Consider the following 13143-nt stretch of genomic DNA (forward strand, 5'->3'; position numbering starts at 1 on the left):
AGAATGGATATGAATTCCCCCCCTAACATTGCCGCCTTGCAAGGCGGGCTGATTGTTTCCTGCCAAGCTTTGCCGCATGAGCCTTTGCATTCCGCTTTCATTATGGGACGCATGGCATTGGCGGCGCAGCAGGGCGGCGCGGTCGGCATTCGTGCCAATTCCGTCGTCGATATCGAAGAAATCCGCCGCAATGTCGATTTGCCGATTATCGGCATCATTAAGCGCGATTATCCCGACAGCGAAGTCTTTATCACCGCTTCGATGGCGGAAGTAGATGAATTGATGAGCGTTTCCCCCGAAATCATTGCCCTTGACGCCCGCGATGCCCTGCGTCCCAATGGGCAAAGCCTATCGGCATTCGTGCAAGCCGTGCGCGCGAAATATCCGCAGGTGCTGCTGATGGCAGATTGCGCCACTTGGAAAGAAATGCAGACGGCGGATGATTTGGGCTTTGATTTTATCGGCACGACTTTAGTCGGCTACACCCCCGCTTCTCAAGGACAATTGATTGAAAGCGACGATTTTGCCCTCATCCGCCGCGCGGTCGCCACCCTCAAAGCGCCGATTATTGCCGAAGGCAATATCAATACGCCTGAGAAGGTGCGCCGCGTTTTGGATATCGGCGTCTTCGGCGTAGTGGTCGGTTCTGCCATTACGCGCCCGAAATGGATTACAGAACAATTTGTTGCGGCAACGCGAAAATAAAGCAAGGAGAAAACATGTCTCAAACCCGTGAAATCAAAGGACTCATGAGCGCACTGATTGTGCCTTTTGACGAACAAGGCAAGGTCAATGAAAAAGGTCTGCGCCAAGTCATCCGCCACAATATCGACAAGATGAAAATCGACGGTCTGTATGTGGGCGGCTCGACCGGCGAGAACTTTATGCTCGATACCGTCACCAAAAAACAGATTTTCCAAATCGCCAAAGACGAAGCCAAAGAGCAAGTATCTTTGATTGCCCAAATCGGCAGCCCCAATCTCTATGAAGCGATTGAATTGGGACAATACGCCACCGATCTGGGCTATGATGCTATTTCCGCCGTCACGCCTTTTTATTACAAATTCTCTTTCGCGGAAATCAAGCAATATTATTTCGACATTTTAGACGCGGTGGATAACCGCATGATTGTCTATTCCATTCCGTTTTTAACCGGCGTGGATATCGGCTTATCGCAATTCGGCGAACTCTTCGCGCATCCGAAAATCGTCGGCGTGAAATTTACCGCGGCGGATTTCTATCTCTTAGAGCGTCTGCGCAGCACTTATCCCGACGTGCTGATTTACTCGGGCTTTGACGAAATGCTGCTACCTGCTCTGATAAATAATGTGGACGGCGCCATCGGCTCGACTTACAACGTCAACGGCTTGCGCGCGCGCGAAACCATGGAATTGGCAAAAGCCGGCAAATACGAAGAAGCCCTGAAAGCGCAAAACGCCAGCAATGCGCTGATTAGCGACATTATAGACAACGGTCTGTATCCGACGATTAAGCAATTGCTGGTTCTCTCGGGCTGCGACGCCGGACCTTTCTTGTCGCGCAAACCGATGGCTTCAGCCACTGAAGCACAAATTGCGAATGCCAAAGAAATTTACAAACGCCATTTCGGCAATAAATAGGAGACTATGATGAAAAAACTCAGCCTTAGCATCTTGATTGGATTGACCGCTCTGAACGCCCAAGCGGCGGATTATGAATTCAGCTTCGGACTGGTCGCCGGCAATACCGCCAACGAATACAAAGCCGCAGAACATTTCGCTCAAGAAGTGAAAGAAAAATCCGGCGGCAAAATCGAAATCGAACTCTTCGGCAATTCCCAATTGGGCGACGACCGCTCGATGATGGAACAAGTGACCGGCGGCGCTTTGGATTTTGCCTTTTCCGAAAGTGCGCGTTTTCAAATCTACTATCCTGTAGCGGAAGTGTTCGCTTTGCCTTATATGATCAGCGATTTCTCGGTGGCGCAAAAAGCTCTGTTTGAAACCGATTTCGGCAAGGATTTATTAGCAAAAATCGAAAACGAGAAAAATATGCTGGTCTTGGCGCAGGCTTATAACGGCACCCGCCAAACCACTTCAAATCGCGCCATTAACAGCATTGCGGATATGAAAGGTCTGAAGCTGCGCGTGCCTAATGCCGCCACCAACCTCGCCTATGCCAAACACGTCGGCGCTGCGCCCACGCCGATGGCGTTTTCCGAAGTCTATCTGGCATTGCAAACCAATTCCGTAGATGCGCAGGAAAATCCGCTGCCGACCATCGACGCGCAAAAATTCTACGAAGTACAAAAACATTTGGCGATGACCAACCATATTCTCAACGACCAATTGTATTTGATAAACCGTGATGTTTTTAACGATTTACCCGAAGACTTGCAAAAAGTCGTGAAAGAAGCCGCGGTCAATGCGGCGGCTTATCACACCAAACTCTTCCAAGACGGCGAAGCCAAACTGGTTGAAGAATTCAAAAGCAAAGGCATGAACGTAACCACGCCTGATTTGAGCGCCTTTAAAGAGGCGATGAAGCCTTATTATGATGAATTCGTCAGCAAAACCGGCGAAGAAGGCAAAAAAGCCATCGCGGATTTTTCGGCATTGGCGAAATAAGTCCGACAAAGGCGGCCGCAGCGGCGGCTGCCTTTATTGTTAAGTGAGGAGTAAGCATGTTTGTTTCAACACACAGAGCGACACATAGAGCGTCGCTCTACGTGTTGCTCTGAATTGGAAGAGGTTACACCTCTCCCACAAGATTATCCTCCCTAAAGGGAGGGGTTTCAACCGGTAAGGAAATTTTGATGAAAGCCCTAAATAAATTAGAAGAATGGATTGGCGGTTCCCTATTTTTACTGATATTTGGCATTTTGATTTTCCAAATCATTGCGCGCGAAATCTTAGACTCGCCGCTGATTTGGTCTGAAGAAGCCGCGCGGCTGATTTTCGTCTATGTGGGCATGTTGGGGATTTCCATGGGCATTCGCAGCCAGCAGCATGTGCAGATTGATTTCATCAGCAACCGCCTGCCGCCTAAAATTAAAGTCGCGGTCTTCAGCATCATCCAATTGCTGATTTTTTCCTGCCTCCTGCTCTTTATCCACTACGGCATTGTCTTAATGAAACGCCCGCCCGATCAATTGGTCGCCTTGGGCATCTCCACCAAATATTTATATCTTGGCCTGCCGCTGATTGCCGGCTTGATGCTGCTGCGTTTTTTCCAAACCCAGCAGGAAAACTTCGCCAATAAAGCCGCGTGGTTTCCCGCATGGCTATATATCGCTTTGGCGGTTGCCTTTTTTGCGATTCTCTTCTTCGCGCCCGAATGGTTTAAATATCTGCGCATCAGCGATTACGTCAAATTCGGCAAAGACTCGGTGTATATCGTCTTGCTTATCTGGCTGGTGCTGATGTTCTTGGGTATGCCGGTCGGCTGGTCGCTCTTTATTACTACCGTTTTGTTTTTCTCTATGACGCGCTGGAATACCGGCAATTTCGCCGCCGCCAAATTGGTTGACAGCGTTAACAGTTTCAGCCTGCTCAGCGTGCCGTTCTTTATCCTCACCGGCATTTTGATGAACAGCGCCGGCGTTACCACACGGATTTTCAATTTCGCCCGCGCCATGCTCGGACATTGGACGGGCGGTATGGGGCATGTGAATATCGGCGCAAGCCTGATTTTCTCCGGCATGTCGGGTTCCGCTCTAGCAGATGCCGGCGGACTGGGACAGCTGGAAATCAAAGCCATGCGCGACGAGGGCTATCATGACGATTTATGTGGCGGTATCACGGCTGCATCCTGCATCATCGGACCTTTAGTGCCGCCGAGCATTACCATGATTATTTACGGCGTTATTGCCAACGTCTCGATTGCCAAATTGTTTTTAGCCGGCTTTGTACCAGGGGTCTTGCTCACGATTGCGCTGATGCTCATGAATGCCTATATCTGCAAAAAACGCGGCTACCGCAAAGCGGTTAAAGCTACGCGCAGCGAACGCATATCCTCTTTCAAAAGCTCTTTCTGGGCATTGCTGACGCCGCTGCTGATTATCGGCGGTATTTTCTCCGGCTTTTTCACACCCACCGAAGCGGCGGTCATTGCCGCCCTGTATTCCACCGTCTTGGGATTTGTCTATCGCGAGCTGAATATGGCGGGGCTGTTTAAAAGCTGCGTCGAAGCCATGGCGATGAGCGGCGTCACCATTTTGATGGTGATGACGGTTACTTTCTTCGGCGATATGATTGCGCGCGAACGCGTAGCGATTCAAGTGGCGGAAGGCTTTGTGGCATTTGCTGACAGCGCCTTGATGGTCTTGCTGCTCATCAATCTGCTGCTCTTGTTCTTGGGCATGTTTATCGATGCGCTGGCATTGCAATTCCTTGTCTTGCCGATGCTGATTCCTATCGCCCAGTATTACAATATCGACCTTGTCTTTTTCGGCGTCATGACCACCTTAAACATGATGATCGGCATCCTCACGCCGCCGATGGGCATGGCATTATTCGTCGTGGCAAGAGCGGGTAATATGTCCGTCAGCACAGTAACCAAAGGCGTATTGCCTTTCCTTATCCCGATTGCCTTAACCTTGGTCTTAATTACCATTTTCCCAAGCATTATTACGTTTTTGCCTAATTTGATTATGGGCGAATAAAGGAGTTTTGTATGGAATTTGTCTCTCTACACAGCAATTGCAGCGCGCCTTCGCGCGCTATCGAAAAAATCAAAGCCTTTCTCGCTGAGCATGATTTGGCGAAAATGGACAACGGAGAACATGCGATTGAGGGCGAAGACTTCTATGTGAATATCTTCGGCTATACCACCACCGTCGCCGAAGAGCGGATTTGGGAAGCACACCGCGAGTATTTAGATGTGCATGTCCTGATTGAGGGCAGCGAAGTGGTACGCTGCGCACCTTTGGATAAAAGCCTGGTACTGCAATACCATGCCGAGAAAGACTATGTGGAAATCGCCAGTACGGTGCCCCATGTCAGCGCCACGCTCGACAGCGGCAATGTGGCGGTCTTTTACCCTGAAGACGTGCATCAAACCGGCTTAATGGTCAACAACATCGCCGAAAACATCCGCAAAGCGGTGTTCAAATTGCGGCTTTGAGCCTGCAAAAGGCAAGACGATGAAGCATTTTCAAAAAAGCATCACGCCGCTGATTGAAAGCCAAGCGCAGCAATTTACCCCTGCCGAGCGCAAAATCGCCGATTATTTCTTAAGCGATGCCGACAATGAAATGCCCTCGAACGCCCGACAAATTGCGCAACGTTTGGGCGTCTCGGAAGCCGCGCTCACGCGCTTTGCGCAGAAATGCGGCTTTCGCGGCTTTCGCGAATTTATCTTCGCCTTCAGCCAAGACAGCCCCGATGCGGAAAAAAATTTCGTCCAACCCGTGTTAGCCAGCTATCAAGAACTGCTCAATAAAACCTATTCTTTGGTCGATACCGCGCAAATCCACCGCATCACGCAGCTGCTCTTGCGCAAAAAACGCGTCTATTTCTACGGCAAAGGCAGCTCGGGCTTGGTCGCGCAGGAAATGAAATTGCGCTTTATGCGCGTCGGGCTGATTTGCGACGCCTTCACAGACGACGACATGATGCGCATGAATGCCGTGCTGACCGACAGCCATTGTCTGGTCATCGGCATCAGCATCAGCGGTCGCAGCCAAATCGTACTCTCCGCCCTCGATAGCGCGAAAAAACAGGGCGCATCGGTCGTGCTGCTGACCGCCAATATCGCCGCTGACTTCCAATACCGCTTCGACGAAGTACAAAGTTTCGCCGTCAAAAATAATTTAGAATACGGGCGCATGATCTCGCCGCAATTCCCCGCCTTAGTGGTACTGGACATGCTCTATGCCGACTATATGAGTATCAATCAGCAGCAGCACGAAAATATCTGGCAGCGCACCTACGATGCCATTCAGCTTAACAAGGAGTAAACATGCCTATTTTGACCATTGATATCGGCGGCAGCGAAATCAAATCCGCCCTCTACAGCCGCGAAGGACAATGCCTGCAAGAATTTCCCGCTCAAGCCAGCGCCATCAGTGCCGATAACAATCAAATCGAAACGCAAATCCTTGCCATTTGCCAAGCGGTGCAAGCCGAGCATGATGTGCAAGGCGTTGCCATTTCCAGCTCCGCCGTCATCAATCCCCACACAGGACGGATTGAATTTGCCGGCCCGACCATTCCCAATTACACCGGTACCAATCTCAAAACCGCCGTCGAACAACATTGCCGACTGCCTTGCAGCATTGAAAACGACGTCAATGCCATGGCTTTGGGCGAAGCATGGCTGGGCGCCGCCAAGGGGCGAAGCTCCGCCTTCTGCCTGACCTTAGGTACAGGTCTGGGCGGCGCGATTCTCATTGACGGAAAACTCTGGCACGGCGCGAACTATACCGCCGGCGAAATCGGGCAAATGCCGCTCGCCCAAGGCAAACGCGTAGAAGAAATCGTCTCTACCACCGCCTTATTGCAACATTATCAAGAACAAAGCGGCGAAAAAATCAACGGACGCGAATTTTTCCACCGCCTAAAACAAGGCGAAGCGCAGGCAGAAGCCAGCTTTCAAGAACTTATGGAGCAGCTCGCACAAAGCCTGATGCCGATTATTTTCCTCTTTGCACCGCAAGCCATCATCGTCGGCGGCGGTATCTCCGCGCAGCGTGAATACATCGAACCGCGGCTTAAAGCCGCCATTGCCAAACGCCTACCGCCCTATTTCATGCCGCGCCATATCAGCTGCGCCACCCTAGGCAATGCCGCCAATATGCTCGGCGCACTGCGTTGGTTCTTAGACAGCGAAAACAAAGGATAAATGATGAACAGCATGTTTTATCGCGGCGCGGACATCTTTGACCGCGGACAATTGCTCTCAGGCTTTGCCCTGCACATCGAAAAAAACCGCAGCCGCCTGCTGCCCGAAGCCGCCATTCCCGAAGGCGCGCCCGTACGCGAACTCAAAGGCGGCATCTTAAGCCCCGGCTTTGTCGAAACCCAAGCCAACGGCGGCGGCGGTGTCTTAGTTAATGAAGATAGCAGCCCGCAAGGACTGGAAACCGTCATCAAAGCGCACCGCCAATTCGGCACCGTCGCCATGCTGCCCACCTTCATCACCGACAGCCAAAGCAAATATCATCAAGCCATCGCCAACATCGCCGAAGCGGTGAAAAACAAAATGCCCGGCATCATCGGCGGACATTTTGAAGGCCCATTTCTAAATCTCGAAAAAAAAGGCACGCATAATCCGCGCTACATCCGTCAGCCTGACGAAAGCGACTATACCTGCTACGCGCAATACGGCGAATACCTGCAACACAGCATTCTCTCCCTGGCGCCGGAACGGCAGCCCAAAGGCAGCATCGCCCGCATCAAACCCTTCATTCCGCACATCAACATGGCGCACAGCATGGCAAATCATCAAGACCTCATTACCGCCCGCGCCGAAGGACTGACCGGCATCACGCATCTCTACAATGCCATGGCGCCTATGAGCGGACGCGACCCCGGGCCGATTGGCAGCGCGGCGGAACTGGGCTTATATTGCGGCATCATCGCCGACGGCATCCATTCCCACCCCTTTGCCCTAGCCCATGCCTACCGCGCACTCGGTGCGGACAAACTCTTACTCGTCACCGACTCCATGCACACCATCGGCGCGCCGCACATCAGCGAATTCGACCTCATGGGCATTAAAGTCTATGTGCGCGAGCAAAGTCTGGTCAATGAACACGGCTCTCTGGCAGGCGCGCACATCAATATGCTGCAATGTCTGCAAAACGCCGTCCGCTACATGCACGCCGACATCAAAAGCGCCTTGCAAATGGCGGTCAGCAGCCCTGCTTACTATCTGCATCGACCGGATTTAGCCGGCATTGAAAACCGCGATAGCCAAGACATCATCTATTTAGACCCGCAATTAAATCTGCAGGAAGACTGGCGCTAGGATGATAAATCCATAGCGCTTTTTTGCCGGGCAGAGGTGGACAAATTGCCCAAAAAAGCACTGGCTTAGGTATTTTTCTTTAGGCAAATGAAGCCATTATTACCAAAAATTTTGCTGTTTGGGCTAGGCAAGGGGGGTAAAAGTCTTTACAATGCGCGCCGCCTGAACAGCCTCCCTAGTAAAGGCTAGGATTCTCAGGCTTTCAAAGACGGCTTAATCATTTCTTCCGCTGTAATCAGCGTCTCGCCGTCTGCTTTGGCATTGCTTGCAATGCGGTCAGCTTGCTGACAAGGGTGGGCATTTTGCCCCTGGGGAGCTTCCCCAAAGCGCCGAGTCAAAGGACCACAAGTCACCAGACTTCTTTCTTTTCACTTTTTATCAGAGATGGTAATCCGATATGAGCGTAACTCCTGTCAATCCTATTGCGAATGCAACAAACGACTATTATTTAACTCGCCAAAATGCGATGGAATCTAATGTCCGCAGTTATCCGCGTAAACTTCCTTTGGCGATTGCCAAAGCGCAAGGCTGCTGGGTAAGCGATGTAGAGGGCAATGAATACCTTGATTTCTTAGCCGGCGCCGGCACTTTGGCGCTGGGACACAATCATCCGGCGATTATCCAAGCGATTCAAGAGGTGCTGAGCAGCGGTTTGCCCCTGCACACCTTGGATTTAACCACGCCGATGAAAGACGCCTTTACCGAAAAACTGCTGTCTTTCTTCCCTAAAGATCAATATGTGCTGCAATTCACCGGTCCTTCCGGCGCCGATGCCAACGAAGCGGCCATCAAACTCGCCAAAACCTACACCGGTCGCGGTAATGTCATCGCCTTCTCCGGCGGCTTCCACGGCATGACGCACGGCGCATTGTCCCTAACCGGTAATCTGCACGCCAAAAACGCAGTGCAAAACCTCATGGCAGGCGTGCAATTTATGCCCTACCCGCACGACTACCGCTGCCCATTAGGCATCGGCGGCGAAGCGGGCGCAAAAGCCATCAGCCATTATTTTGAAAACTTCATCGAAGACGTGGAAAGCGGCGTCGTCAAACCGGCAGCGGTCATCTTGGAAGCCATTCAGGGCGAAGGCGGCGTAGTGCCTGCGCCGGCGGAATTTTTGCAGAAAATCCGCCAAGTCACGCAAAAACACGGCATCGTCATGATTGTGGACGAAATCCAAGCCGGCTTCTGCCGCTCAGGCAAAATGTTCGCCTTTGAGCATGCCGGTATCGAGCCCGATATTGTCGTGATGTCCAAAGCTGTCGGCGGCAGCCTGCCTTTGGCGGTTCTGGCGATTAATAAGCAATTCGACGCATGGCAACCGGCCGGACACACCGGCACTTTCCGCGGCAACCAAATGGCAATGGCAGCCGGCTATACCGCCTTGGAAATCATGCAAAGCGAAAACCTCGCCCAAAATGCCGCCGAACGCGGCGCCTATCTCAAAGAAGCCCTGCAAGAATTAAGCAAAACTTATCCCTGCATCGGCGATGTGCGCGGTCGCGGTCTGATGCTGGGCATTGAAATCGTTGACGAACGTCAAGCAAAAGACGGCATTGGCGCTTATCCCAATGACGGCGAACTGGCGGCAGCGATTCAAAAAGCCTGCTTTAAGCACAAACTCTTGATTGAGCGCGGCGGACGCGGCGGCAACGTACTGCGCGTTTTGTGTGCGGTCAATATCAAGCAAAGCGAATGTGAGGAAATGATTAAGCGTTTCTCGCAAGCCATCGGCGAAGCCGTACAAAGTCGCCAAGGCTAACAGGCAAGGGTAGGGCGGCAGACAGATAATGTCTGTCGTTTGCCTAAGTTCAAACACTCTTTTTAAGCCCCCGTCCAGATGAAATTAAGCGCCTTAAATGCATGGGATATTTTGGTCTTAACCCTGATTTTTTTCGGCTATCCCATTCTTGCTTCCACAGGCTTATATTTCACTGCCGCAGAAACGGTGGGAAACCAAGCGGCACAGCAAGCCCTGCAATTTAGTGCCCACGACAATTGGCGCAGCATCCTATTTAAAGGCATAACGCTGCTTGTAGCCTTTGCCTATCTGCACTGGCGGCGCTTTGATTTTTCGCAATTAAATTTCAAGCTGAATCGCTATACGCCTGTAAAAACACTGGCTTTTATTTTGCTGGTAGGCGTGATTGCTGCTGCATTTGACGGCATACAATTATTCCTGCTTGAGCCGGGCATGGAAGCCGAAGCCGTCGAGGGCGCCGAGCAAAGCGCGGAAAGCTACGGCTTTTGGGGTTTTTTGGCGGCATATACCGCCTATTTATCGCCGCCTTTCATACTCTTTGCCTTATTGAACGGCTTTTTTGAAGAGCTGTATTTCTTAGGTCTGATTTTTTGCGCGGAGAAAAAGATTTTCCGTCTGGTATTGATATTCAGCTTATTCGTGCGCTTTTCATTTCACACTTATCAAGGCATTGATGCCGCGCTGACGATTACGCTTTTAGGCTTAGTATTTTGTCTGCTGCGCTTAAAGCATAAAGCACTGCCGCCCTTTATGTTGGCGCATAGTTTTTTTAATTTATTCGGGCTGAGCTATTTGCTCAATTTATTGTATGGGCTGTGGTATTTTTTAGCGGCGTAAAATACGCCATCAAGCATTTTTCGGAGAATATATATGTCGGAATTATTCGCGCATCGTCGCGCCTTATTATGCCAAGAAGAAACGGCAATCCAAGATTATCAGCAAGCCATGCACACCGCCGTCAATGCGGTTAGCGATTGGCTGCAACAAGATAAAATGTACACCGGCGGCAGCATCAAACATCTGCGCGCGCAAATCGCCTTTCAAGCCGACAAAGCAGGCTTAGGCTTGGACAAAGCCCTGCAACGCGCGATTGATTTATTTTTAAACAACAGCTTGAAAGTACACCACCCGCACTCTCTCGCCCATCTGCACTGCCCGACCTTGGTCAGCAGCCAAATTGCGGAAGTCCTAATCAATGCCACCAACCAATCGATGGATTCTTGGGATCAAAGCCCTGCCGCCTCACTCATGGAAGAGCAACTCATTGACTGGTTAAGACAAAAAACGGGTTATGGTGCAGGCACGGCAGGTGTCTTTACCTCCGGCGGCACACAATCCAATCTCATGGGCGTGCTGTTGGCGCGCGATGCCTGCATTGCCAAACATTGGAAAAACAGCGCAGGCGACGAATGGTCGGTGCAACAAGACGGCATACCGCCCGAAGCCTTAAGCACAGTCAAAGTCATCTGCTCGGAAAACGCGCATTTTTCCGTACAAAAAAACATGGCGATGATGGGCATGGGCTTCCAATCCGTGATTGCCGTGCCTTGCACGCAAACTGCACAAATGGACCTTGCCGCCCTACGTCAAACCCTAGAAACCCTTGCCACTGAAGGCAAACACGTCGCCTGCGTCGTCGCCACCGCCGGCACCACCGATGCCGGTGCAATTGACGACTTCACGACAATCCGCCAACTCTGCGACCAATACGGCGCATGGCTGCACATCGATGCCGCTTGGGGCGGCGCCTTGCTCTTATCCAAGCAATACCGCCATTTGCTTTCCGGCATTGAAAAAGCCGATTCCGTTACCTTGGACTTCCATAAACATTATTTCCAAAGCATTTCCTGCGGCGCATTCCTGCTCAAAGACAAAGCCAATTTCCGCTTCATGCACTACGAAGCCGAATACCTCAATTCCGCTTACGACGAAGCGCACGGTGTGCCGAATCTGGTATCCAAATCCCTGCAAACCACGCGCCGCTTCGATGCCCTGAAACTGTGGCTTACCATCGAAGCCCTAGGAGAAGAGCTATATGCCTCTATCATTGACCACGGCATCAGCCTCACGCAGCAAGTCGCCGCCTATATCGAAGAAACAGAAGGCTTGGAAATGCTGGTTGCCCCGCAATTCGCCTCCGTACTCTTCCGCCTTGCGCCCGAAGACTACCCTGCGCATTTGATTGACAGCCTCAATCAAAATGTGGCGGACGAACTCTTTGCCAAAGGCGAAGCCAATATCGGCGTGACCAAAGTCGGTGCGGTACAGTCCCTGAAAATGACCCTGCTCAGCCCGATTGCCACATTGGAAAACGTACAAAAACTCTTGCAGCAAGTGCAAAACGAAGCGCTGCGGATTAAAGACAGCATCGCAGCCGGTACATACACACCGCCGATTGCCTAATTTCGGCACAAACAATACTTCTTGACTCTAGACAAAGGGAATATTTCTGTTGTTCTAGAGTCATTTTTTTAGTTCGATAATCAAAAAAAATAGATTTATCAATATCTAACATCTTAGCTTAAGCAGCCTACTCAGCCTGCCATATCTCATCGGCAGGCAAACAGAAAATTTTTATAATAGGCTTGATAGACATTCCCATTTGTTTTATTATTTTCTCCGAAACTTAAGAATACTATTTTGTTTCATTTTCCATTTTTATCAAAGGATACTGCTATGAAAAAAACGCTTCTTGCGCTGAGTTTAGGTTTGTTGGCGGTTGAAGTTTCCGCCCATGCTTTATGGATTGCCCAAGTCAACGGTGCGCCGACGGTGAGTTTTGGTCATACCGGTACTAATACCGATGCCTATGATGTCGGCGGCATTAAAAACACTTTCGCGCTTAAAGCCGACGGCAGCAAAGCGGAATTGAAGGCGATTGCGAAAGAAGATTTTGTAGTCTTTGAGAGTTTGGAAGGTTTGGGCATTGTGACGGCGACGCTTGACGAGGGCTATATGACGGAAGACCCTAAAACCGGCGAAGAAATCAATAAGCGCGGCGATCAAGTAAAAGGCGCTACTTCTTCTTTCCGCGTGTTAAATTATACGGTTGCTTATCAAAATCCGCGCATTAAGCCGCAGGCTTTGGGTTTGGGCTTGGAAATTCTGCCGAGCGTGAATCCCGCTTCTTTGAAACAAGGCGAGATGCTGAAAGTGCAAGTACTTTTAGACGGCAAGGCATTGGCGGACGCGCAAGTGAACAGCTATTACTTTGATGCAGAGGCCAAAACCTATAGCACCGATAAAGAAGGTTTCGCGAGTATTCCTGTCGCCACCAATGAGTTCAATATCTTAGATGTTGAGCATGAAATTGAAGATCCCAAAGATCCTTTTGAAGGTTTGGTGCAAAATAGTTCTTTAACTTTCCGCGCCAAACATAGCGGCGAACACAAACATTAATCCCAGCAAAAGCACTTTGTCTGACAAAGTGC

Annotated in this window: 13 protein-coding genes; 12 read left to right on the plus strand and 1 reads right to left on the minus strand. The window is 50.7% G+C overall.

What is annotated here, in order from left to right:
- Window positions 1–9: 9 nt before the first annotated feature.
- The 8 genes from DYC63_RS04050 to nagA all read left to right on the plus strand — a co-directional run bounded on the left by DYC63_RS04050 (window position 10) and on the right by nagA (window position 7950).
- On the plus strand, window positions 10–705 hold the full coding sequence (locus DYC63_RS04050; protein WP_115218068.1) for an N-acetylmannosamine-6-phosphate 2-epimerase: 696 nt from the start codon (window positions 10–12) through the stop codon (window positions 703–705).
- 14 nt (window positions 706–719) lie between these two features.
- The gene (locus tag DYC63_RS04055; RefSeq protein ID WP_115218069.1) at window positions 720–1619 is read left to right on the plus strand and encodes an N-acetylneuraminate lyase; all 900 of its coding nucleotides are present in this window, start codon (window positions 720–722) and stop codon (window positions 1617–1619) included.
- A 6-nt stretch (window positions 1620–1625) separates the two neighbouring features.
- Window positions 1626–2606 (plus strand): sialic acid TRAP transporter substrate-binding protein SiaP, encoded by a 981-nt coding sequence (locus DYC63_RS04060; RefSeq protein WP_174892110.1) that lies wholly within the window; start codon window positions 1626–1628, stop codon window positions 2604–2606.
- A gap of 188 nt (window positions 2607–2794) precedes the next feature.
- On the plus strand, window positions 2795–4642 hold the full coding sequence (locus DYC63_RS04065) for a TRAP transporter large permease (protein WP_115218071.1): 1848 nt from the start codon (window positions 2795–2797) through the stop codon (window positions 4640–4642).
- Between the two features lie 11 nt (window positions 4643–4653).
- A complete protein-coding gene (locus tag DYC63_RS04070; RefSeq protein WP_115218072.1) occupies window positions 4654–5103 on the plus strand; it encodes a NanQ anomerase/TabA/YiaL family protein in 450 nt (149 codons plus the stop codon).
- A gap of 19 nt (window positions 5104–5122) precedes the next feature.
- On the plus strand, window positions 5123–5938 hold the full coding sequence (locus tag DYC63_RS04075; protein ID WP_115218073.1) for a MurR/RpiR family transcriptional regulator: 816 nt from the start codon (window positions 5123–5125) through the stop codon (window positions 5936–5938).
- Window positions 5939–5940: 2 nt separating this feature from the next.
- Complete coding sequence (locus DYC63_RS04080; RefSeq protein WP_115218074.1) at window positions 5941–6822, plus strand: ROK family protein; 882 nt, start codon at window positions 5941–5943, stop codon at window positions 6820–6822.
- Between the two features lie 3 nt (window positions 6823–6825).
- Window positions 6826–7950, plus strand: coding sequence for an N-acetylglucosamine-6-phosphate deacetylase (nagA, locus tag DYC63_RS04085; RefSeq protein WP_115218075.1), 1125 nt, complete (start codon window positions 6826–6828; stop codon window positions 7948–7950).
- Window positions 7951–8144: 194 nt separating this feature from the next.
- Here nagA and DYC63_RS12585 read toward each other — a convergent pair whose 3' ends face one another.
- Complete coding sequence (locus DYC63_RS12585) at window positions 8145–8303, minus strand: hypothetical protein (RefSeq protein WP_172459413.1); 159 nt, start codon at window positions 8301–8303, stop codon at window positions 8145–8147.
- A 44-nt stretch (window positions 8304–8347) separates the two neighbouring features.
- On the opposite strand from DYC63_RS12585, the gene DYC63_RS04090 reads away from it, so the two are divergent.
- The 4 genes from DYC63_RS04090 (at window position 8348) to DYC63_RS04105 (ending at window position 13111) form a co-directional block, all read left to right on the plus strand.
- The gene (locus DYC63_RS04090; RefSeq protein ID WP_115218076.1) at window positions 8348–9712 is read left to right on the plus strand and encodes a diaminobutyrate--2-oxoglutarate transaminase; all 1365 of its coding nucleotides are present in this window, start codon (window positions 8348–8350) and stop codon (window positions 9710–9712) included.
- Window positions 9713–9790: 78 nt separating this feature from the next.
- Complete coding sequence (locus DYC63_RS04095) at window positions 9791–10549, plus strand: CPBP family intramembrane glutamic endopeptidase (RefSeq protein ID WP_115218077.1); 759 nt, start codon at window positions 9791–9793, stop codon at window positions 10547–10549.
- 33 nt (window positions 10550–10582) lie between these two features.
- Window positions 10583–12115 (plus strand): pyridoxal phosphate-dependent decarboxylase family protein, encoded by a 1533-nt coding sequence (locus tag DYC63_RS04100; RefSeq protein WP_115218078.1) that lies wholly within the window; start codon window positions 10583–10585, stop codon window positions 12113–12115.
- Between the two features lie 273 nt (window positions 12116–12388).
- On the plus strand, window positions 12389–13111 hold the full coding sequence (locus DYC63_RS04105) for a DUF4198 domain-containing protein (RefSeq protein WP_115218079.1): 723 nt from the start codon (window positions 12389–12391) through the stop codon (window positions 13109–13111).
- Window positions 13112–13143: the final 32 nt, after the last annotated feature.

This window comes from Suttonella indologenes (assembly GCF_900460215.1).
In the GTDB taxonomy this organism is placed as follows: domain Bacteria; phylum Pseudomonadota; class Gammaproteobacteria; order Cardiobacteriales; family Cardiobacteriaceae; genus Suttonella; species Suttonella indologenes.